Genomic DNA, 24,048 nt, shown 5'->3' on the forward strand with positions numbered 1-24,048 from the left:
GCAAATACGCAATATAATATAAATATCTATTATTTATTTAAAATAAAATCATAATAAAAAGTTCTTTTGTTAATATAAAAATGAAATTTACATAAGATCATAAATTAGCTAGATGAAAATACTAAACAAGAACAATAAAATTAAGAATACTTTTTAAAATGTACAAGCTAATATTAAATAGTTTTGTTTAGGACTTAACAAGTCTAAATAATAAGTATTGTACTTCAGACCTAATTTAGTAAAAGATCAATATGATATTTAATTAAGATATAATACAATTCACAAAGCATTTGTCTACATTTATGCATAAATAGTCTAAATTGTTATATTATGTATAAAACAACAATCCTATAATACATGCATAAGTTTATAACAGCAATATTATAAATAAACATCATGAATACTAGATTTATATACATTCTCACAATAACAATTTCAATGGCTAACTTTTTTATATCTGATATATATCTATCAGTAATGCCCATTATAGAAAAAAGTATTTATGCTAACCATCACCAAATGCAATCAACTATTGCTCTATTCTTTTTGACAAGCTGTATAGCTTCACTGATAGCAGGTACAACTTCTGATAAATATGGTAGAAGATTAGTCCTGCTGACAAGCTTAACCATGTCATTAATTGGTAGCATTACTCTTTCTATAAGTACAAACTTCTCTTTATTTTCTACTGGTATAATTTTCCAGGGAATAGGATCAGTTGGAGGAATGATGTTAGCAAGAAGCATTATAAAAGATATTTTTCCTAACGAAAGCCAGTTACGCAGAAAATATGCTCTGTTTTCTTTAATTGTAGCAATTGCTCCTGCAGTATCACCAATGTGTGGAAGCTTCTTAACCTTACACTTTGGTTGGAGATCCATGTTTATTGCACAAATAGCATTATATATTACTCTTATTAGTATTTGTATTTTTTCTTTTAAAGAAACAGCTAAAGAATTACATAATGTTTCAATTATCAAACTTGCTACAAAATCTTATCTACAGGTAATTAAAAACTACAGGTTTATTACATTAAACATAATATCTGCAATAATTTTTGGAGGATATATTTGTTTCCTAACGATATCTCCCTATGTATTGCATATACAATTAAGGCTCACAGAAACTCAAGTCTCATACGTTCTTTTTATGCTGGTTATAGGAAGCTTGGGAAGTCGTTTTTGCAATACAATATTGTCAAAACATCTAGAAATTAAAACTATTATCTCATTTGGTTTAGGTTTTATTCTTTTATCTGGATTATTATATTGGCTAGCTGTCATTTTATCTTTGAACCTTATATTTATCATACTCGGAGGAATCATATATGTTTTTGGATTTGGTTTACTTGCATCAAACATAACCACATTAGCACTATCCGAGGCTAAAAAACATACGGGAGTAGCTAGCAGTATTTATGGAACTATACAGGTTGCAGGGGGAGCACTCCTAAGTTTCTTAGTTTCCCTTACAACTCAAAAGATACAGTTTCTTATATTTTCAATATGTATTAGCATCATTATCATACTTAGCATCAGCCTTTATTTCTTATACGAAAAATATAAACTACAATAATAGCTGTTACAAATTTAGCTCAGCGCTAAAAGAATTTTTTATATTCACAAAAACTATATTTAAATCAAGGGTATAGATAAATTATTTACCCATGATTTAATATATTGATAAATTAAAAATTACGACTTACTCAATACCTTTATCTTAGATAATCGTATACTTTAGATATCTACTTTTAAAAAGTTATCCACATTTATATAAAATATACAGCTAAAACTATATAAAAGTGCACATCATTCTGTCAAGATTGTCCACGGAATTAAGCAACAGCTTACTGATAAAGTATTTGATCACGTATTAGTTTTAAACATAGCAGCCTATCTATGAAATGAAACCCATTGCTTCGAAGGATATCCAGGATCTTCTCTAGTTAATATAGGCACCATATAGCCTGATGAAATCTCAGAAAGCCTTTTCATAATATCTTTAGCATTATCAATATCAAAATGCTTAGTTCCGGAAACAGGATCTAACAAATGTATATAATAAGGAATAACCCTTGCTCTAATCAATTTTGTACTTAATGCATATAATATATCTGGATCATCATTGACACCTTTAAGCATTGTACTTTGATTTAAAACAATAACTCCAACTTTATTTATACCTCTTAATAGTTTAGTAATATCATCATCTATCTCATTAGGGTGATTTGCATGTACTACAAGTACTATATCTAGCTCGCACCTAGAAAAAATATCTAGCAAAGTTTCAGTTATTCTTTCTGGCAAGACAACAGGTATTCTTGTGTGAATCCTTATTCTCTTAATATGAGGTATTGCTCTTATCTCATTTAAAAAGAACTCCAGAACATCATCATTATTTAATAAAGGATCTCCCCCACTTAAAATAACTTCCTCAATACTTGGATCATTTCTTATATAATCAAAAGTTTTAAGCCAATCTTTTCTACCAGGAATATTATCTTTATAGTCAAATTCTTTACGAAAGCAATATCTACAGTGGACAGCACAACTTGTGTGAGCAATTAATAAAACTCTTCCATGATACTTATGTAACAATCCAGGGATTTTATTATACTTTCTTTCATCTAGCGGATCACTACTATAATTACTATCTATGACTTCTTCATCTACAGTTGGCAAGACTTGTTTTAATAATGGGTCATTAATATTGCCTTTTTCCATTCTATTAGCGAAAGATTTTGGAACAATCATTTTAAAATGATTTACTGCTTTAAACGAAACTTTTGCAATATCATTATTTATTTCTAAAAAACTTAATAGCTCCAAAGGAGAGTGAAATGACTCCTTCAGAGCTTTTTTCCAGTTATTTGTAGACATAGTTAAATTTATTTTTTGATATATTTTAAGGTAGATTTTCTAGAATTAAATAATTTGAGAAGAAAATTAGAATTTATTTTTTCTTTTTCTGAGGAGGAAGATCTGTTGCAGTACCTTCAAACACTTCTGTAGCCATCATTAAACTCTCAGAGAGAGTTGGATGTGGATGAACTGTAAGAGCGATATCTTCAGCATCACAACCCATTTCAATAGCAAGTGCCGCTTCAGAAATAAGTTCACCAGCATTCGTACCAACAATAGAAGTACCAATGATTCTATGATTTTCATCAAATAGAACTTTAGTCATACCTTCTGATCTACCAATACTTAGTGATCTACCACTAGCAGCCCATGGGAATACACCCTTTTCATACTTAATACCTTTAGCTTTTGCAGAAGTCTCAGTTTCACCAACCCAAGCAACTTCTGGATCAGTATAAGCAACTGAAGGAATTACTAAAGGATCAAAACTATGATTTAAACCAGAAATAACTTCAGCAGCTGTTCTTCCTTCAGGTACAGCTTTATGAGCAAGCATAGGTTGACCAACAATATCCCCAATTGCAAAAATATGTGGTACATTTGTACGAAGCTGTTTATCTACAGAGATAAAGCCTCTTTCATCAACCTTAACACCTGCTTTTTCTGCATCGATCAATTTACCATTTGGCTTACGACCAATTGCCATAAGAACCCTGTCATAACGCTCTTCTTTAGCAGGATGTTCACCTTCCATTGTTACATAGATACCATCTTTCTTAGCTTCCATAGCTGTAACACCAGTTTTTAGACGAACTTCATACTTCTTGTTCATTTTCTCATAAGCTTTAACGATATCTTTATCAACACCGTTCATAAGTTGATCAGCAAACTCAACAACTGTAATCTTAGTACCAAGTTCAGAATAAACTTGCGCCATCTCAAGACCAATAATACCACCACCAACTACAAGCATAGTCTCAGGAATTTCTTTCATTTCAAGAGCACCTGTAGAGTCGATAATTCTCTCATCTTCTGGAACAAATGGTAAGTTAATCACACTAGAACCAGCAGCAATAATACAATTATCAAATGTGATTTTTGTAACCTTACCATCAGCAGCTTCTACAGCAAGCTCTTTATCAGATGTAAATTTACCGTAACCTTGTACGATTTTTACTTTTCTCATCTGAGCCATACCTTTTAAACCACCAGTAAGCTTACTTACAACATCATTCTTATACTTAAGAACTTTGTCTTTATTGATTTTCATATCACCCATTTCGATGATACCATCAGCAGCTAAGTGTCTAGCTTCATTGATAACTTTAGCAATATGAAGAAGTGCTTTTGATGGAATACAACCAACATTTAGACACACACCTCCAATATTTTCATATCTTTCTACTAAAACAACCTCTAATCCTAAGTCAGCCGCTCTAAATGCTGCACTATATCCACCAGGACCACTACCTAAAACTACAACTTGTGTTTTAATATCACTCATTTTATAAAACTCCGTGTTTACATTTACATTATGATTTCACGCAAATCAGAAAGAATCTGACTATATCTTGTTAAGAACTTAGCAGCTAATGCTCCATCAATAACTCTATGATCAGCTGACATAGATAAAGGTAACATAGTTCTAGGTTCAAATTCTTTACCATTCCAAACTGGCTTAACTGCAGTTTTAGATACACCCATAATAGCCACTTCCGGCATATTAATAATAGGTGTAAACGCCGTAGTACCAAGCACACCAATACTTGAGATAGTAAATGTAGCTCCAGACATATCTTTAGAACCTAACTTACCATCACGAGCCTTACCAGCTAGTTCCATAATATCTTTTGATATTTCAATAATGCCTTTTTTGTCAGCATCTTTGATAACAGGAACCATTAGTCCTGCTGGAGTATCCGCTGCAAAACCAATATTATAATATTTCTTAAGAATTAAATTCTCACCATCATTCGAAAGTGAACTGTTCATTCTTGGGAATTCTTGTAAAGCTACTGCTGCAGCTTTTACTAAGAATGACAATGGAGTGATTTTCACACCCATTTTCTCAGCGAATCCTTTTTTAGCTTTTCTAAACTCTTCAAGGTCCGTAACATCAGCATCATCATAGAAAGTTACATGAGGAATTTTCACCCAGTTTCTATGTAAGTTTTTCGCACTAATTTTATTAATACGAGTTAAAGGATGAGTTTCAATCTCACCAAATTTAGAGAAATCAACAACAGGATCATCTAAAAGATCTAAACCGCTGCCACTTGCAGCAACTTTACCAGTTTGAACTTGTGTTACAGCATGCTTAATATAGTTATAGCAATCTTCTTTTGTTACACGACCTTTACGACCTGTAGCTTTTACCTTGCTTAAATCAACATTTAAAATTCTAGCTAGCTTTCTAACAGCTGGAGAAGCATGAGCATTTGAGTTATCTACTGCATACTCATTAACACTATTTTGAGTTGGTGCTGGCGCCGAAGTAGGCTTAGAGTCTTGTTTAGGAGCTTCCTGCTTAGCCGGCTGAGGCGCTGCTACAGAAGCAGATCCCTGAGTCTTAACTTTTAAAATTAAGCTACCTTGAGAAACTTTATCACCAACCTTTGTGATAATTTCTGTAACCTCACCTGCTACTGGAGATGGTACTTCCATACTAGCTTTGTCAGTTTCTAATGTAATTAAAGAGTCTTCTTCTTCAACTTTATCACCAACAGCTACCGATACCTCAATAACATCAACACTATCATAATCACCAATATCTGGGACCTCTACATCTACAACTTCTTCCGAAGTTTGTGCAGGTGTTGAAAACTGCTGAGCTTGTTCTTGAGTAGAAGCAGAAGCTGATTGACTTGCACCACTTTCAACTTTAAGTATCAAATCACCTTCACCAACTTTTTCACCAACTTTTACAGCTATTTCAGTAATTTTGCCACTAGCAGATGATGGGACTTCCATACTAGCTTTATCAGTTTCTAATGTAATTAAAGAATCTTCTTCAGCAATTTCATCGCCTACTTTCACAGATATTTCAATAATCTCAGCTGCATCGTAATCGCCGATATCAGGAACTTTAACATCAACGGTCTCAGTAGCACCTGATGAAGCTGATTCTGATTCTGTTTGTTGTGCGGGTTTTTCTTCTGTTGCAGTATCAGATGATCCTTCTAGTTCAACTTCCATAATTGCCGAACCTTCTGAAACTTTATCACCAACTTTTACAGTTAGTTTAACAACTTTGCCAGCTACTGGAGATGGGACCTCCATACTAGCCTTATCAGTTTCTAATGTAATTAAAGAATCTTCTTCAGCAATAACATCACCTTCAGCGACATTCACTTCAATCACATCAACACTATCATAATCCCCAATATCAGGAACCTTAACTATCTCTATAGACATTTATATCTCCTTACCGATTAGCTATAAAATGGAGCTACACGCTCTGGGTCTATATTGTACTTCTTAATTGCTGCTTTAACTTCACTAGCCTCAACCTTACCATCTAAATGTAAAGCATATAATGAAGCAACAACCACATGATATCTATCTACTTCAAAGAAGCTACGCAAAGCTGCTCTGCTATCAGATCTACCATACCCATCTGTACCTAAGCTTACAAATGTACTTGGGATAAATTCTCTAAGTTGGTCAGTATATAACTTGATATAATCAGTAGATGCAACAACTGGACCTTGCTCATTTTTAAAGCACTGCTCAATATAACTTTCTTTCTTTTTATCCGTTGGATGAAGCATATTTGTTCTAGCTACATCTTTAGCTTCTCTATAAAGCTCGTTTGCAGAAGTCATGCTCCAAACATTAGAAGTTATACCATATTCTTCTTTTAGCATCTTAGAAGCTGCTTCAACTTCTCTTAAGATAGTACCTGAACCCATTAATTGCACGTGCTTATCAGCAGGTTCATTGTCCTCTAGCTTATATAAACCTTTAAGAATACCTTCTTGAGAACCTTCTGGCATTGCTCTATGAGAGTAATTCTCATTCATTACTGTAATATAATAGAAAACATGCTCGCCATCTACATACATTCTCTTAAGGCCTTCACCCATGATCACCGCCAATTCATAAGCATATGTAGGGTCATATGATATACAGCTAGGAATAAGTCCAGCTTGAATATGGCTATGACCATCTTCGTGTTGTAAGCCTTCACCATTAATTGTCGTACGACCAGATGTCCCCCCAAGCAAGAAACCTTTTGCCATAGAGTCTCCAGCAGCCCAAGCAAGATCTCCAAATCTTTGGAATCCAAACATTGAGTAGTAGATCATAAATGGAATCATAGGTACTTTATGCACGCTGTAAGAAGTAGCTGCAGCTAACCAAGAGCTTAAACCACCCTGCTCATTAATACCTTCTTGCAAAATCTGTCCATCTTTACTTTCTTTATAGAACATAACTTGCTTTTTATCTTCTGGTACATACTGTTGACCTTGTGGATTATATATACCCAATTGTCTAAATAAGCCTTCCATACCAAAAGTACGTGATTCATCAACTGTGATCGGTACAATATGTTTACCAATCTTTTTATCTTTTGCTAGGTGAGACAATATTCTAACGAAAGCAGTTGTTGTAGAAAACTCTCTATCACCACTATCATCTAATAAATTCTTAGCAAACTCTTTATAACCAGGAACTTCTAGAGCTTGATTATTTTCTAATCTCTTAGGAATATAACCACCCAAATCTTTTCTCTTAGAGTGAAGGTATTTCATCTCAGGAGAATTCTCATCTAGTTTGATAAGCTTATAGTTCTCAACATCATCTTTTGTTGCTGGAACATCAAATCTATTTTTAATATGCTCAAGTGCATCTGTATCTAGCTTTTTAACATTATGAGCAATATTTTTTGATTCACCCCACTCACCTAAACCATAACCTTTAACAGTCATAGGTAAGATAAGTATTGGACGAGCATTCTTAGTTTCTATTGCTTTTTTATAAGCAGCATAGATCTTTAATGGATCATGACCACCACGGCGAAGAGAAGCAATATCAGCATCAGACATATCCTTAGCTAAAGCTTCTAGATCTTCATCTCCACTAAATACGACATTGCGACATTCTGCACCACCATGAGCTTTAATCGTATGGAACTGACCATCATTAAGTTCACTTAATCTTTGCGCTAATTTCTTACCGCCTTTTGGATCTTGTAATAACTTATCCCAATCACTACTCCAGAGGACTTTGATAACATCCCAGCCAGCACCCATAAATGAATTAGCAAGCTCTTCGACAATATTACCATTACCATTCACAAGACCATCCAATCTCTGTAGGTTACAGTTAATCACAAAAATAAGGTTATCCAAACCTTCTCTACCAGCTCTAGTGATAGCACCCATTGATTCTGGTTCATCCATCTCACCATCACCACAAAAAGCCCAAACTTTACGATCTGCAGTTTCAGCTAATCCTCTAGCTTCTAAGTACTTCATAAATCTTGCTTGATAAATTGCTTGAAGTGGACCTAAGCCCATAGAAACTGTTGGGAACTGCCAGTATGTAGGTTGCAAATGAGGATGTGGATAAGAAGATACTGCATTCTCACCATCAAAAGCTTGTCTTCTAAAGTTTTCTAACTGCTTCTCTGTTATTCTACCTTCTAAAAATGAACGCGCATACACAATTGGAGAAAGATGACCTTGATAGAATATCAAATCACCTGCATGATTATCATTTGGAGCTTTCCAGAAATGGTTAAAACCAACCTCATAAAGAGTCATTGCTCCAGCACCAGTACCAATATGGCCACCTATTGAACCATCTTTTTTATTAGCTGCTGCAACCATAACTGCAGAGTTCCATCTATTTACAGCTTCTATTCTCTCCTCTAGCTCCATATCTCCTGGGTAACTAGGCTGTTCGCTAACATCAATAGAGTTAACATAATTCTTAACTTTAGCTGTAGAGTAAGCACTTTGTATACCTAGCTCAGAACCTTTAGTTAAAAGCTGTTCAAATAAAAACTTAGCTCTATCAACACCTTCTCTTTTAACGACATCTTCAAAAGCCTCAAGCCATTCTTGAGTCTCCAAAGCATCAATATCTTTAGTGAAATCCGACATCCTTTGTCCTCCGAATTAATCGAATATTAACGAAATTAAAAACTTATTTGTTTGATTATAAGTCAATAGATAAGCAACATCAACTATATAACGCATTTCTATAGTTATACCTAAAGACACGGCTCACATTAACAACAAAAAAACAAGTTCATTTAGGTCCAAATTAAAAACCTTGTCACCACTCTCTAACTGAGGTTCTTGTTTTTTATCAACCTGTAAAAAATTTCCAACCTTTGTTCTGACTGAACTGATCTGTAAAGAACTTCTAGCGTAAAATATTCGAGTGCTTTGGGGTTTATATATTTAGGATACAAGATACATACACTTCTAATCAACAGATTAAGAGCAAGTTTTTATCCTGATTATTTTAGAATAAAGCACTTAAAAAAACTCTATTTTCTGAAAAATCATCCAGCTACAATAAATAATCGACATTATCATCATTATCAAAAGATTCTAAGATAAAGTCAAAATTCAAAGAGAAGCCTATAACCTTAAACACCTCAGCAAGCTTATCATTTAAAAGAAGATCTTTTATATCATTATTATATCTTAGCTGCTCTTTTTGATTTAGACCTTTAGAATGCTCTGTAAAAACCTCTGATATGCCTGATCTTTTTAGAAAATTTGCTTGAGTCATATAGCCATCAAGTTCAAAACCAACTTCTGTTGCTGCTTCAGCAACTGTTGTAAAATCAACATGAGCTGTAATATCTTGCTCACCAATATTAATAAATGGATCAAAATTGACTTTATGATGATGATAGCAAGCTAAGGTGCCCATAGTCCTTTCTTTAGAATAATACTCTGCTCGGTGATAACCATAGTCACATAAAAAAACGATACCTTGAGAGATACTATCTTTTAATGCTTTAACCCAGGGACGTATCCATGTATTAATTTCACTTGTATAACCATCTGCAAAAGTTATACCATCTCCCAAGACCCTATTAATCTCTGAAGTAAATCGATTATCATTCTTTGGCATATCCATAAATTCAAAACTATCATCACTTTTAAGTGTAACTCCCTGCTGAAAGACCTCCCCCTCTCTAGATGTAAAGATATCAACAGGCATTGCATCTAAAACTTCATTAGCAAAAACCACAGCTTTTACTTTTTGCTTAGGCAATTCATTTAACCAAAGAAACTTATCGTATAAATCAGGTATATTTTCTTTTATATATTCTTGTTGTCTTAATTTAAGATCATTGCTCAGTTCAATTATTATATATTTGTCTGGCAATTCTCCTAACTTCAATAGCTCATCCATACAATCTGTAGCGAATTTACCATTACCTGCACCAAACTCTATAATATGAGCATCACTACCAAGCTCGGACAACACTAGCGCAAACTGTCTTGCAAAAGTTCTAGCAAAAAGTGAGCTTTGAGTTGTTGCCGTTACAAAATCTCCTTGAGGAGAAATTTTATCTTTGGATCCTGAGTAATATCCAATTTCTGGATAATAAAGAGTCAGTTGCATAAATTCTCTAAATGAAATCTGACCAGTTGTTCTAATTCTATCTAAAATAATCTTTTCTAATATCAAAATATTCTATTAATAAGCTAAGAAATTAGCTGTATTTTAAAGTTAAAAGCTTTTTTAATCAAAAAAATGTGACTTTTTATAAAAAAAATATTAAAATTTGACCTCAAATAATTTGTTTACTTAAGTTATTAATGTAATGAGTGTAATAAGAACTTTTCCAATTGGTATAACAGGCGGTATAGCTAGCGGCAAGTCAACAGCTACAAAAATCCTAAAAGAAAAAATGGATTTAAATGTAGTTTGTGCTGATACTATAAGTAGAGAAATCACCAAAAAAGCATCTGTGATCAAAAATATCACAGAAAAATTTGGTAGTGATATAGTCGTAAATAAGCAAATAAATAGAGCTATGCTACGTGCTATCATTACTGAATCTAAAGAAGCTAAGAAGTGGCTGGAAGATTATCTACACCCAGTTATCAATAGAGAGATAAAAAAGCAGGTCAGAGAATCTGAAACTGCTATGACAATCGTAGATATTCCTCTTTTAGGTCCATATAACATTCGTCATTATGATTATCTAAAAAAAGTAATCGTTATTAAAGCGGATTTAGAGACTAGGATTAGAAGACTTATGGAACGTGATGGCAAAGATAGACAACAAGCTGTTGCATTTATAAACCTTCAAATCTCAGATAATGAAAGAGAGAAAATCGCTGACTATACAATTGATAACACAAATTTAAGCGATCAAGAGTTAGAAAATAAATTAATTGAAACAATTAATGACATAACTAACTTGACTAATTAAAAACAAGTATTTATAATACATTTCACTTTTGCACCCATAGCTCAACTGGATAGAGTACTCGGCTACGAACCGAGCGGTTAGGGGTTCGAATCCCTTTGGGTGTGCCATAGTTTCAAGCGGGAATAGCTCAGTGGTAGAGCACAACCTTGCCAAGGTTGGGGTCGCGAGTTCGAGCCTCGTTTCCCGCTCCACTTTTTTTCATAAATTCCTTATTAAAAAAATCTTAATATGCTAAAATTTCTTTTGTAATAAAAGCTTTAATTAATGTTTCTTTTTATAATACGGAATCTTAAAATGTCACAGAAAATTATTTTAACTGGAGTTACTCCATCAGGGACTCCACATCTAGGGAACTATATAGGCGCAATTAAACCAGCGATAGAAATGGTTCAAAATAAAAATTATAAATGTTTGTATTTTATTGCTGATCAACATTCCTTAATTAAATTATGGGATAAAAAGTTGCGTCAACAGTATATATACGAGATTGCCTCTTCTTGGCTTGCTCTTGGACTTGATCCAGCAAAAGCTGCTTTTTATCGCCAATCTGATATCCCTGAAATCATGGAACTAACATGGATTATCAGCACTACCACATCAAAAGGCTTATTAAACCGTGCTCATGCATATAAGGCTCTAGTAGATCAAAATATGCAAGAGGAAAATGTTGATCCTGATAAAGGCATAACTATGGGATTATTTAACTATCCTGTTCTTATGGCTGCAGATATTCTTATGTTTGATGCAGACCTAGTTCCTGTAGGTAAAGATCAAATCCAACATATTGAGATTGCAAGAGATATCGCTAATCGTTTTAATCATATCTACAAAAAACAGGCTCTTAAGGCTCCTCAAGCTTTTACAAATGAAGATAGCCAAACCATATTGGGTCTAGATGGCCGTAAGATGTCAAAGAGCTATGACAATACTATACAAATATTCTCAACAGAGAAAAAACTAAGAAAACAAATAATGAAAATTATTACTAACTCTCAGTTACCTGAAGAGAAAAAAGACCCTAATAATTGTACAATATTCTCAATATATAAAAGTATCGCTTCTGATACAGAAATTGCTTCGTTAAAAGATAGATACTTAGCTGGCGGTCTTGGCTGGGGAGATGCAAAGCAAATCTTATTTGAGAAAGTAAATGAATATCTAGCTGATGCACGTGAAAAGTACGAATACTATATAAACAACCCTAAAGTTGTTGATGATATACTTTCTCAAGGAGCTGCCAAAGTTCGCCCTTGTGCCATAAATAAACTTAAAGAAATTAAAGACATTATAGGGATGTAGGACATATGCAAAAGTTAGATAATATAATTATTGCTAACTACAGCATACATTCTTTAGGTTTAATATGTTGGGCAAAGCAGAATTTAAGAGATAATTTCTGTATTTTATCTGTGGATACTGGCTTTGCTGCTGATGGTTGGAATGACTATTTAGATGTAGTTTTTAACTGGCTTAAGCAAGAAAATATAAAATACTATCATCTAAAATCAGAAAATACTTTTCAAGAGTTAGTCTTGGCACGTAAACAGTTCCCATCACAACAATTTAGTTGGTGTGCTGGCTTCCTAAAAGGAATAGTACTGCTAAATAAGATTGATGAACTTGATCCTGATGGTGAGGCTAATATATTACTAAGTCATCGTAAGGATTTATCAAAAGTATCACAATTATTAAAAAACCTTGATGAAGAAGAAAGATATGACTATAGGGCATTGCAATACCCTCTTTTAGAAAAAAAATATGATGATATCTTAAAGCTAACCCAAAGCTTACCATTTAAGCCTGGATACCATAGTTTAGAGTGTCAACCTTGCATTCATATGACCCAAAATGAGTTTAAGAACATATCTAAACAAGATATAAATAAAGTAGTTAAATTAGAAAATGAAATAGATAATTTTATGTTTAATAAGCATAAATTTAATGATCTAAAGGATGATTTTTTTATACAAAATAATATTTTAGAAGAGCTATCAAAAGCCTGTAGCTGGGAGTATAGCTGCGGCCTATAAAGGAATAATATTTATGAGTGAATATTTTTTATTTAGTTTATTAACTGTTGTAGCAGCATTAATGAGTTATATTAATACTAAATTTTTAAAACTGCCTAAAGCCATTGGTTTAACAATTCTCTCGATAACATTCTCTGCATTATGCGCATCTATGCTAAGTGATACAAATTTTCTTGTAGTGGCATTATCAAGCTTTGATTTCAAAAAAACAGTATTAGACGGAATGTTATCATTTTTATTATTTGCTAATGCTTTACACTTTAATATGATAGATCTTAAGAAAGAACTTAAGGCCGTCTTTGGTTTAGCAAGTATTGGATTACTACTATCAGCTATTACCACTGCAGTATTAATATATGGTTTATGTCTACTAGTTAATTTTAATATTAGTTTTGGCTATTGCTTAGTTTTTGGTGCATTAATATCACCAACAGATCCAATAGCAGTAATTAGTACCTTAGCCGGTAATAAATCTATACCTAAACATATAAAAACTCGTGTGGTTGGAGAATCATTATTTAATGATGCGACAGGTATTGTACTTTTTGTTGTTCTTTCAAATATTTTCTTCTTTGGCAGTGGTGGAGAATTTGGTCATGCTATAAACAGTCATAGTAGTATTAATACATATGTCTGGTTAATTACCAAACAAATTGCTACTGAAGCAGGTGGTGGTATTATCTTAGGCTATATTTTTGCTCAAGTAGCTCTTATTTTTTTAAAAACTAATAGAGACTCTGAGACATCTATTTTTGTCACACTTGCTGTAGCTAGCATGGGGTATGTAATTGCACATAGTTTACAAGTATCAGGACCTATTGCCATGGTTGTTGCAGGTCTATTTATTGGCAATAACCTATCTGAATCTAAAAAGAGCTATCCTGAGCAAGTTGATAAAGTAGATAACTTCTGGATGGTTATTGATAATATGCTTAACTCATTCTTATTTATACTCATTGGTTTAGAATTAACTAGCATTCCATTTAATATGGGAGCTTTTTGGGTAGGTGTTGCAGGTATATTTATCGTAACCTTTGCAAGATTAATTAGTATATCAATTCCAATAACTGTTATTGATAAAAAATTAACTAAGGGTTCAGTAAAAGATAATCTGTTAGTTGCTTGGTCTGGTGTAAGAGGAGGTATATCTCTTGCATTAGCACTTTCACTACCAGATGAAGGTCATGTTATCGTAAGTCTTACATATACTGTTGTGATCCTTTCAATATTAGCTCAAGGGTCAACATTAAAAGTGGTCGTAAATAAAATCTACCCTCCTAACCTTGCCAAGAAACCTGCAAATACCATAAATCAATAAGTCTAAATTATTCATACTTATGATTATAGTAGGCTTTACCAAGATACTTCACTAAATAGTTATCAACCTGGATTGCTCCTGGAGTGGAATCAGTCGGCCTACGTGGATTAACCCTATCATTAATCCAAGCATTATTATTCCAGCCCTTTGTTGTTTTGATACACTCTTTAACAAACCCTTTTATTAAATAACGATCTTGAACCTGCATACAACCTGTTATAAATAAATCAACATATGATTGAATAATTGGATATTCTTTATTAGGCTTTTTAATTGCACTTGGTTGCTGTGCGTATATCCAATAAGTACCTTTTTGTAGATTTTTTAAGCCTAGTGACTGTATATCACTCGCTGGGATTTTATATCTACAGTAATGAACTTCTCTACTATCAGCTGATTTCATCCCATCTGAATTAACCGGATAGTAAACTGCATTTAAATGCGCACCTTGTTTTGGTACAACTAAAAGAGCTGTTGTTCTATATGAACCTCCAGCCCTTAATCCCCAAACTCTCTCAAAGTTTTTAACTTCTACTGGGTAAACATTTTTTGCTTTTGGATTCGTTCTCATTCTTGAAGAATCATTCATTAAACTACCATAACCAACTACAAAGTTTTGATCATTAGAGTTTATTTGCGGATGACACTCATCTGCAAAACTTGAAACAGCTAAAGCAAGGCCAGCTGTATATAAAAATACCTTTTTCATAAAAATATATCCTTTGTATAAAAATATTTAACTAATTAATAAGACTTTACGCACTATAGAAACATCTCTTTTATCATTCCTTTAGGAATATAAGTATTATTCATCTTTAAAAAACAAATTCCATCTTCATACTTTGAAACAGTATTCATATTCTTAGCTATATCTTCACACTGTTTCTTCTTGTAGTGCCTATTACCTATCTCAAAATACATTAGTATAAAAACTAGTAATAGCACTAAAAATAAAGATATCACCGTATATAAAAATACTTTTTTCATATATCCTCTTTTATGATAAAACTAACAAGATCTGCTTGAATAACAAAACAAACCCTATTTAATAATTAGTACGTAATCTTGAATTATTTGCGCCATCCCAAGCATAATTTTGGAAGCTCTCAGTTGATGACATTAAACTTTCATAATGATGATTACGACCATAAAAATCATAATAATTATCCGTATATTGCTCTGGAAAAGATGATTGAAGAGTATCTTGACCTCGTGGGATATAATAATCAGGGCCTTGTGATCTATATTTACGTGCTTGATATAAATCTTTTGAGACATTATTCATATTTACAACAGATACAGGATCACTTTGCATATTAAGCTTTTTTGCATCTTTTGACTTAATATTAGAAAAATCTGGAACACCATTCTCCTGTGTTTGGTAAATAGCACAATATGCATCCAAGCTAATCAAAACACCTATAAATAATATCAATACTCTCATTTTAGCTTTTTATAAAATTATTGTTATTCTTTAATATTGCCAAAGCTTGTTTATAATCACAATCATTTAGTATCATAACTATAGCTAATTTAACTGATTTATTAGCTTTCTTATAAAAATCTTGGGCTATATCATACTCAACGCCTGTAGCTTCACATATAATTCTTTTTGATCGCTCAACAAGCTTTTCATTTGTAGATTTCACATCCACCATTAAGTTTTGATATACTTTTCCAACAGATACCATAGATAATGTAGATATCATGTTTAATATAAGCTTTTGAGTAGTTCCAGATTTTAACCTTGTTGAGCCTGTCAGGACTTCTGGACCAGGTACAGCTTCTACATGAAGTGTAGCATATTGAGATATTTTAGCTTGCTTTGTACAACTTACAGCTACTGTCTGAGCTCCAATATCATTAGCATATTCTAGAGCTCCTATAACATATGGAGTTCTACCACTAGCAGCTATCCCAATAACAATATCTTTACTTGTTAAGCCTATTTGTTTTAGATCCTCCTTACCAAATTCAGGATTATCTTCAGCACCCTCTTGAGCTTCAATAAAAGCTTTTTCTCCACCAGCTATAAGACCAACAACAGTATTATAATCAACACTAAAAGTCGGCGGACACTCTACAGCATCTAATATACCTAAGCGACCACTTGTTCCAGCACCTACGTATATTATTCTTCCTCCATTTTTCAAAGCTTGTGAGGTTTGTGTAATTACTTTTACTATATTCTCATGTTGTTCTTTTAGAGCTTCTATAACATTATATTCTTCATCTATCATTAAACTAACAGACTCTGAAATAGACATTGAATCAAGATTAAAGCTTCTTTGATTTCTTTTTTCAGTATTTACATTATCCAATATACTCATATTATTACCTTTTTAACTATTCCTAACGGATAAAGATATTTGCTATCTAAATATACTGATTCACCAGCAATATCTTCATCATTATTCTTTTCATTGTTTTCATTGTTTTCAGAATTATCTACCTGAGTCTGAAATTGATCATTTATCTCATTCTCATCTTTAGGCTCATCCTCATCACCAAGATTATCTCTAATTTCTTGTACCTTTGAAATTAATGCATTCGGCTGGATATAAATCTTATTTACAGTATTTTTAATAGCATCAAAATCAGCTAAAAGTTGTGGCGACTCAAAACTACTAATTGGAACCTCCTGAAGCTCCTCTAAATTAGAATTTAATTGAATCACCTTACTATTTGTAAAAACAAATAAATAACCAAATTTTGGTACAATCAACTGAATTATATCTCCTGATTGCTCTTCATCTTGTGAGTTATCTGGTGATGATATGACATTATCAGTATCCGCAAAATCAAACTCTTTTTCTAAACCATTCGAACCATAGTCAAAAGGTTCAAAACCTCCATAACCTTTGACATATTCATATCTATGAATTTTGTTTGGTTCAAAAGTTACAATATACATAGAGTTCTCATCCTTTGAAATTATAACTGGATTTCCAAATGTATCACCATCAATATAGGTATCTAAGCTCTTACCAACTCTATGATCACCATTATAGTTAAAATCACTCACACCCATAAGATTTTTACTTTGGCTATTGGGATGGAAGATAAGGATCATATTTGCATTAAGATTATTAGCAGTATCTGGGACTAAAAGCTTAATATTTTTATCGCTTAATTTTGCTTTAAATGCTAATGTATCTACTAATTTAAGAGTATAGTTCTCATTTGTTCTTGAATACCTTGAAGAATAAACCTCAAGTACTTCTCTATTACCCTTTTTTTTATAAGCCTTTCGAACTAACATCAATTGAGGAGGTTCATCATTTTCATCAAAATACCATGCAACATCAAAGATATTATCTTTAAGAAATTGACCTCCTGATGACCCTCTACTACCTTTTTGAATTACAGCTCGCCATTGACCAATATCATTTCCTAACTCCTCATTATCAGGCGCTAAGCCTTTAACATCTTCATTTAAGATATCATCTAATAAGAAATGAGTAGTAAATAGCTTATCTGTGTCATATAGAAGTAAATATAAGCTCCATTTTCCCTTTTCTAAATTCCAGCCAACCTTTACTTTATAATTAACACCCATCGAATCTGGGATAGGAACGCCTATTTTAACTTTTTCTGTGAATATATTTATCTGTTTATTTTGTTTTTGAATAAAGCCAATAAAGCCCTTGTACGCGTCTTTCATTGTCCCATCATTAGACAAACGATAGGTTCTTGCTCTATAGTCAGTAATAGCTGCAGTATTTATCATTGGAACATTTATTGCTATATATTCCCCACCAAAATTTTGATATAGATTTGCACTTAATGCGTTATAGATAATTCTCTCTTTTAGATCTACTGCTGCACCTAAGTTAGATGCTTCATATATCGCATTATAACTATTGTACTCTTGTGATTGAAAAAGTTCAGCATTATTACCTTTAGGAAAAAATGATGAAATATCATCATCATTAACAATTACCTTAAATTTGCTATCTCCCACTACAAACTTATTTGATTTTGTAAAATCAATATCGTCTTTGGCATTTAATATATAGGTTTCACCGAGTACTTTTTCATTACTATTTTTAATAATACTTTTTGTAGTAAGCAACCCCATTTTAAAAGTGTATAAAAGTCCTGTTAATAACACCATGACTACAAATGAGAATATTAATGCCATCAATAGAGCTGAACCTGAATTCTTAGAGTTGAAGTTTTTATGTAGCCTTTGCATCTATGCATCTCCTACCAAAAATATTTTACTAGTTGGCTGATCAGAGACCTTAAAAGAAATCTTTAATGCTGCAATTGTATCGCTTCTTACATTAATAGGAGATTTCTCTATCTCTTGCCAATTTAACTCCGGGTTTCCTCTATGCACATCAGAGTTTAAAACATATGCAATCTTTAAATCACTAACATTACTTATCAACTCGTACATTGATGAGTCATTTGAGTTTTGTTTTATATATTCATATAGTGAGTATAATTCCTTCCCATCTTTATTTTTTTTACCACTATCAGCGACAAAGAAAATCTCTAAAACATACTTACCTACATAATCACCGACTTTAAATTTATTTTCAATACGCGTGGTTGTTGAAACAAAATCTCCTGTTATAGCTCCAGCCTTAACTAAATCACATTCAAAGGCATTACATAAAACTAAGTAATCATCGATTGAGATATCTCTTTCTGGAGATATATCTTTTTGAAAATCATTTACTTTAAAAATATTGTTTGAGGAATTTGTTTTTAAACTAGAATTTAAACTACTTCTTTGAATTACAAGATAATCAGTATTAGGCTCAACACAATGTATCTCTTTATTAAGACTCATACCTTTTAAATTATCCTGATCAGCCTTACGTTGCTGACAAGCCTCATCAGACAAACTCAAACCTTCTGGTAAACTTGAAACTCCTTCAAGAGGAGCCTTACCTATAGCAATAGTCCCCATTTTACCAAAGATATCTTCAAGGTTATCCCCGGAGTTATCCACAAGGTCCTGGTGCAAATCTCCATATTTTGTGATATAGCCGGCATGGCCTATAGCATTATAAAATATTTGCTTAACCATCAATTGGTCAGCATTTATTCTATGCTTTTCATTAAGCTTTGTATATTGTTGCTTCATATTGATATAAATACCAATAGCCATAGTCATCACTATAGCCGCTATAACCATTGATACCATTAGCTCTGGCAAGGTAAAGCCAGATGCTCTATTCTTTTTTCTGACTATCATTTTGCTCTACCTCTCGCTGTATAATTTTGACTCTATCAGCGACACCCATAGTATCGTCAAAAGCGGCTATATTAACTAACTTGTAGATTACTTTGACATTATTTGAAGCTTCTTTTTGCTGTTTTTTATCGGCTTTTTCAGCCATTTTTTTGATATCTGCAATACTATATGAATTAAATCTATCCACAGACCTTTTCTCTTTTTTAGGCTTTGCTTGCTTTTCTACTTTAAGGACTACTGTTTTTTTGAATTCTATGCCATCTTCAGTCTTAGAATCATCGAAGACTCCTGTAAGACGATAGATATTTACCCTCTCATCAAGAATTGATGCAATCTCATCTTTTTTATTTTCAAGAGTTATATTAATTAAGACACTATTTAAAAGAAGAAAACCTGAAGAAAGGACAAATAACAAAATCATTGCAGCTAGCATTGATTCTACAATACCAAACCCTGCTTGTGATTTTGTCACTTGTAAGTTCATAAATCATTTTAGCTTATAAACTAAGCCTCCTTAAATCGACCAAAAGACATCAATTTATCATATCTTTTTGAATTTCTTTGCTCAACAGACATCGCTGATAGCTCTTTTAACTCAATAGCTAAAGCTTTTCTAATATTAGCAGCTGTAGATTCATAATCTCTATGAGCTCCACCTAAAGGCTCAGGAATAATACCATCAACAATCTCAAGCTCTTTTAGACGATCAGAAGTTATATTCATCATTTGTGTAACTTCAGAAGCTTTCTCAGCTGTTTTATGTAAGATAGAAGCACAACCTTCTGGAGAGATTGTCGCAAAATAGCTATATTGAAGCATAAGTAGTTTATCACCAACACCTATACCTAAAGCACCACCTGAGCACCCTTCACCAATAACCGTACAAATCACAGGGACTTTTAGTGCACTCATTTCAAATAAGTTTCTAGCGATAGCTTCACTTTGACCACGTTCTTCAGCTTTGATACCTGGATAAGCACCTGGAGTATCAATGAAAGTAATAACAGGCATATTAAACTTCTCTGCCAACTTCATTAAACGTAAAGCCTTACGATATCCTTCAGGATGCATCATACCAAAGTTATGCTTGATTTTACTCTTAGTATCACGGCCTTTTTCTTGCCCTATAACCATTACAGGAACATTGTTTAGCTTTGCAAGACCGCCAATAACAGCCAAATCATCACCAAATGCTCTATCACCATGAAGCTCTTGAAAATCAGTAAAAACTAATGGTAAAAGATCTTTAAAATACGGTCTGTCCGGATGACGCGATAACTGAACTACCTGCCAATCTGTAAGTTTAGAGTAAGTTGACTCCATCAATTCAAGTCTTTTCTTATTAAGTTTTTTAAGCTCATTCTCTGTCTTTTCATCTTCAAAGACATGAGATAAAGATGTAATTTTATCTTCAACCTCTTTAATTTTTGACTCAAAGTCTAAATAATTCATTTTCTATTTTCTCCTTTCAAATGCAAATCAATTCATAAAAATAGCTACAGATATTCTAAAGTATTTTAATAAAATAAAAAAGATAGCAGTGAATGATTTTCAAAGTTTGTTATATCAGATATATGTAATATAATCACTCCCATACAAAATATTCTAAATTAAGTTTTATGCAAGATATTTCTCATCATACACCAATGATACAACAATACCTAAAAATCAAAGCACAATATCAAGATATCCTGCTATTTTACCGTATGGGAGATTTTTATGAACTATTCTTTGATGATGCTAAGAAAGCGGCTGATCTTTTAGATATAACTCTTACTGCTCGTGGTAAATCTAATGGCGATCCTATACCAATGGCAGGTGTACCTTATCATGCAGCAGAAAGCTATATTGCCAAAATAGTCAAAAAGGGACTTTCTATAGCTATATGTGAACAAATAGGCGACCCGAATAGTTCAAAAGGTCCTGTTGAGAGAGATGTTGTAAGGATAATAACTCCAGCAACAGTTTCAGAAGAAGCTTTCTTAGATACAAATACAGATAGTATACTACTAAGTATTTATGTAAAAAATGACAAATATCACTTAGCTTATACTAACTATACTCAAGGTAAAATATATTTATTAAACAAAATAAACAATTTAATTGAACTAAAGAACGAAGTCTTAAAACTTTCTCCTCAAGAGATTATCACGAACTCTCAAGAGCTTAAAGAACAAGATATATTTCAAAAACCTCTTAAAGTCTTAGAAGAGTGGTTCTTTAGTAATTTTGAAGCAAAAAAACATATCTCAGACTCTCTTGATGTAAGCATAGCAACTAATGTTTTAAAACAGTACAAAACTGAGCAGATAGTATCTATAGGCTCAATACTTGGATATCTTGCCACAACACTAAAAAATACACCTAGGCATATTACAGACATTAGTTTTAATGAAGATGAACAAACACTTAATATAGACATTAATAGCAGAATAAACCTTGAACTTGATAGCAATTCAAAAAGTAGCTTATTAAATATTATTGATAAGTGTAAAACAAGTCTTGGTAGCCGATTACTACGAAGATATTTTAAAAACCCTACGAAAAATCTAACTAAGATACACTTACGTCATAGTATCATTGAAAATTTTAAAGAAAATCATCATTTCTTAAAACTTCAAGAAGTGCTTAGCTACATTAATGATATTGAAAGAATAATTTCGCGCGTTGCTTTAGGAACTGTAAAGCCTAAAGATATAGTATCTCTTCAGAGTTCTCTTAAACAACTACCAGACCTCAAAAAGCTTTTATCTGAGAAAGAAATTAAAGAAGTACAAAATTTAAATAATGGTATATATCAACTTGATGAATTAGTTGAGCTTTTAGATAAAGCTATTATAGAAAACCCTCCTGTAACTATTCGAGATGGTGGCGTCATTAAAGAAGGCTTTGATAAAGAACTTGATGAACTTAAAAGCATAAAAGATAACTCTTATGATTTTCTATTAAAATTTGAGCAATTACAGAAACAAAAAACTGGCATTAGCACTCTTAAGGTTGGTTATAACCGAGTACATGGCTACTACATAGAGTTGTCTAAGCAATATGCAGATCAAGTCCCTGCTGAGTACACTAGAAGACAAACATTAAAAGCAAGTGAACGTTATATCACAGAAGAGTTAAAAGATTTTGAAGATAAAATCCTTTCATCAAAAGAAAAAGCCCTAGCTAGAGAAAAACTAATTTATGATTCTCTACTAAAGAAGGTTCTAGAGTATTATAGCCAAATTCAACAAACAGCAGAAAATATTGCTCAAATAGATGTGCTAGCCAATTTCGCTGAAAGAGCTATCAAACTCAATCTTAGACAACCTAACTTTAACAACCATGGTAAATTAGACCTTAAAGAAGTTCGTCATCTTGCTATAGAACAAAATACTGATGAACCATTTATTCCAAATAATACATCGCTAACAAAAGATACTCATACTTTAGAGATAATCACTGGCCCTAACATGGGTGGCAAATCGACATATATGCGCCAAGTTGCTCAATTAATATTCTTAGCTCATCTTGGCTCATTTGTACCTGCAAGCCATGCAGATATATGTGACATTGATACAATATATACAAGAATAGGTGCATCTGATGATATCTCAAGTGGTAGATCTACATTTATGGTTGAGATGACTGAAACGGCTTATATTTTAAATAATGCATCAAGTAATTCCTTAGTAATAATGGATGAAATAGGTCGAGGAACTAGTACTTTTGATGGTTTATCATTAGCAGAATCCTGTGCTGAAAAATTTGCTAAAATTGGTGCTTTCACGCTCTTCGCTACTCATTACTTTGAGCTTACTGAACTTGTAAATAAATACTCAAATATAAAAAATATCCACTTTGAAGCTAAAGAGTATAAAGACAATATTTACTTTATGCATAAGGCTATAGAAGGTGCTGCAAAGAAATCTTATGGAATACAAGTTGCTAAACTAGCAGGCATCCCTTTAGATGTTCTAAAATCTGCTAAGCAAAACCTACACAAACTTGAAAACAAACAATCTATAGTAATAGACTCTAACCAGCCTCAAACATCTCTTGATCTTGAAAGTTCAAATCAACCAGATGTATTAAGAGAAAAGCTTGATAATATCGATATCAATAACATAACTCCCGTCGAGGCCTTGAATATACTTCTTGAACTAAAGAAATCTCTTTAAAAAAGCTATTCTTTATTTATACTCTATAACTAAAAACTCACATTCACAAAA

The 24,048-nt window shown here is 32.6% G+C and carries 19 protein-coding genes and 2 tRNA genes; 8 read left to right on the plus strand and 13 right to left on the minus strand.

Annotated elements, in window-relative coordinates; genetic code table 11:
* The first annotated feature begins 438 nt into the window (after positions 1-438).
* Positions 439-1,575 carry an MFS transporter gene (locus F3D62_RS09985; protein ID WP_191092597.1) on the plus strand — a complete coding sequence of 379 codons (1,137 nt, stop codon included), beginning with the start codon at positions 439-441 and terminating at the stop codon, positions 1,573-1,575.
* A gap of 317 nt (positions 1,576-1,892) precedes the next feature.
* Here F3D62_RS09985 and epmB read toward each other — a convergent pair whose 3' ends face one another.
* The 5 genes from epmB to F3D62_RS10010 form a co-directional block, all read right to left on the minus strand.
* Positions 1,893-2,879, minus strand: coding sequence for an EF-P beta-lysylation protein EpmB (epmB, locus tag F3D62_RS09990; protein ID WP_150468107.1), 987 nt, complete (start codon positions 2,877-2,879; stop codon positions 1,893-1,895).
* 73 nt (positions 2,880-2,952) lie between these two features.
* Positions 2,953-4,365 (minus strand): dihydrolipoyl dehydrogenase, encoded by a 1,413-nt coding sequence (lpdA, locus tag F3D62_RS09995; protein WP_150468108.1) that lies wholly within the window; start codon positions 4,363-4,365, stop codon positions 2,953-2,955.
* A gap of 23 nt (positions 4,366-4,388) precedes the next feature.
* Complete coding sequence (gene aceF, locus F3D62_RS10000) at positions 4,389-6,275, minus strand: pyruvate dehydrogenase complex dihydrolipoyllysine-residue acetyltransferase (RefSeq protein ID WP_150468109.1); 1,887 nt, start codon at positions 6,273-6,275, stop codon at positions 4,389-4,391.
* A 17-nt stretch (positions 6,276-6,292) separates the two neighbouring features.
* Positions 6,293-8,971, minus strand: coding sequence for a pyruvate dehydrogenase (acetyl-transferring), homodimeric type (gene aceE, locus F3D62_RS10005; RefSeq protein ID WP_150468110.1), 2,679 nt, complete (start codon positions 8,969-8,971; stop codon positions 6,293-6,295).
* A 415-nt stretch (positions 8,972-9,386) separates the two neighbouring features.
* Entirely contained in the window at positions 9,387-10,523 is a 1,137-nt protein-coding gene (locus tag F3D62_RS10010; RefSeq protein WP_191092598.1) for a class I SAM-dependent methyltransferase, read from the minus strand.
* 136 nt (positions 10,524-10,659) lie between these two features.
* Here F3D62_RS10010 and coaE point away from each other — a divergent pair, with 136 nt between their 5' ends.
* The 6 genes from coaE (at position 10,660) to F3D62_RS10040 (ending at position 14,622) form a co-directional block, all read left to right on the plus strand.
* Positions 10,660-11,274, plus strand: coding sequence for a dephospho-CoA kinase (gene coaE / locus F3D62_RS10015; protein WP_150468111.1), 615 nt, complete (start codon positions 10,660-10,662; stop codon positions 11,272-11,274).
* Between the two features lie 30 nt (positions 11,275-11,304).
* Positions 11,305-11,381 (plus strand) — tRNA-Arg (locus tag F3D62_RS10020).
* Between the two features lie 9 nt (positions 11,382-11,390).
* Positions 11,391-11,465, plus strand: a tRNA-Gly gene (locus tag F3D62_RS10025).
* A gap of 103 nt (positions 11,466-11,568) precedes the next feature.
* Positions 11,569-12,573 (plus strand): tryptophan--tRNA ligase, encoded by a 1,005-nt coding sequence (gene trpS / locus F3D62_RS10030; RefSeq protein WP_150468112.1) that lies wholly within the window; start codon positions 11,569-11,571, stop codon positions 12,571-12,573.
* A gap of 5 nt (positions 12,574-12,578) precedes the next feature.
* On the plus strand, positions 12,579-13,304 hold the full coding sequence (locus tag F3D62_RS10035) for a hypothetical protein (protein WP_150468113.1): 726 nt from the start codon (positions 12,579-12,581) through the stop codon (positions 13,302-13,304).
* Positions 13,305-13,317: 13 nt separating this feature from the next.
* Positions 13,318-14,622, plus strand: coding sequence for a cation:proton antiporter (locus F3D62_RS10040; protein ID WP_150468114.1), 1,305 nt, complete (start codon positions 13,318-13,320; stop codon positions 14,620-14,622).
* A 7-nt stretch (positions 14,623-14,629) separates the two neighbouring features.
* Here F3D62_RS10040 and F3D62_RS10045 read toward each other — a convergent pair whose 3' ends face one another.
* From F3D62_RS10045 to F3D62_RS10080, 8 genes are read right to left on the minus strand one after another with little or no spacing between them, the layout of a single operon-like run.
* Entirely contained in the window at positions 14,630-15,331 is a 702-nt protein-coding gene (locus F3D62_RS10045) for a gamma-glutamylcyclotransferase family protein (protein WP_150468115.1), read from the minus strand.
* Positions 15,332-15,384: 53 nt separating this feature from the next.
* Positions 15,385-15,609 carry a hypothetical protein gene (locus tag F3D62_RS10050; RefSeq protein WP_150468116.1) on the minus strand — a complete coding sequence of 75 codons (225 nt, stop codon included), beginning with the start codon at positions 15,607-15,609 and terminating at the stop codon, positions 15,385-15,387.
* 58 nt (positions 15,610-15,667) lie between these two features.
* Positions 15,668-16,066, minus strand: coding sequence for a hypothetical protein (locus tag F3D62_RS10055; RefSeq protein WP_150468117.1), 399 nt, complete (start codon positions 16,064-16,066; stop codon positions 15,668-15,670).
* Position 16,067: 1 nt separating this feature from the next.
* Positions 16,068-16,952, minus strand: a complete 885-nt coding sequence (gene murQ / locus F3D62_RS10060) for an N-acetylmuramic acid 6-phosphate etherase (protein ID WP_150468118.1) — start codon at positions 16,950-16,952, stop codon at positions 16,068-16,070.
* Positions 16,949-18,820, minus strand: a complete 1,872-nt coding sequence (locus tag F3D62_RS10065) for a hypothetical protein (RefSeq protein WP_150468119.1) — start codon at positions 18,818-18,820, stop codon at positions 16,949-16,951. The genes murQ and F3D62_RS10065 overlap by 4 nt, the downstream gene beginning before the upstream one ends.
* Complete coding sequence (locus F3D62_RS10070; RefSeq protein ID WP_150468120.1) at positions 18,821-19,834, minus strand: PilW family protein; 1,014 nt, start codon at positions 19,832-19,834, stop codon at positions 18,821-18,823.
* Positions 19,812-20,318 (minus strand): pilus assembly protein, encoded by a 507-nt coding sequence (locus F3D62_RS10075; protein ID WP_150468121.1) that lies wholly within the window; start codon positions 20,316-20,318, stop codon positions 19,812-19,814. The genes F3D62_RS10070 and F3D62_RS10075 overlap by 23 nt, the downstream gene beginning before the upstream one ends.
* Positions 20,319-20,338: 20 nt before the next feature.
* Positions 20,339-21,286, minus strand: coding sequence for an acetyl-CoA carboxylase carboxyltransferase subunit alpha (locus F3D62_RS10080; protein WP_150468122.1), 948 nt, complete (start codon positions 21,284-21,286; stop codon positions 20,339-20,341).
* A 167-nt stretch (positions 21,287-21,453) separates the two neighbouring features.
* Between F3D62_RS10080 and mutS the strand changes: the two genes are divergently transcribed.
* Positions 21,454-23,997: a DNA mismatch repair protein MutS gene (gene mutS, locus F3D62_RS10085; protein ID WP_150468123.1), complete on the plus strand. Its 2,544-nt coding sequence runs from the start codon at positions 21,454-21,456 to the stop codon at positions 23,995-23,997.
* Positions 23,998-24,048: the final 51 nt, after the last annotated feature.

Origin of the sequence: Francisella sp. SYW-9 (assembly GCF_008711465.1) — a bacterium.
GTDB lineage: Bacteria > Pseudomonadota > Gammaproteobacteria > Francisellales > Francisellaceae > Francisella.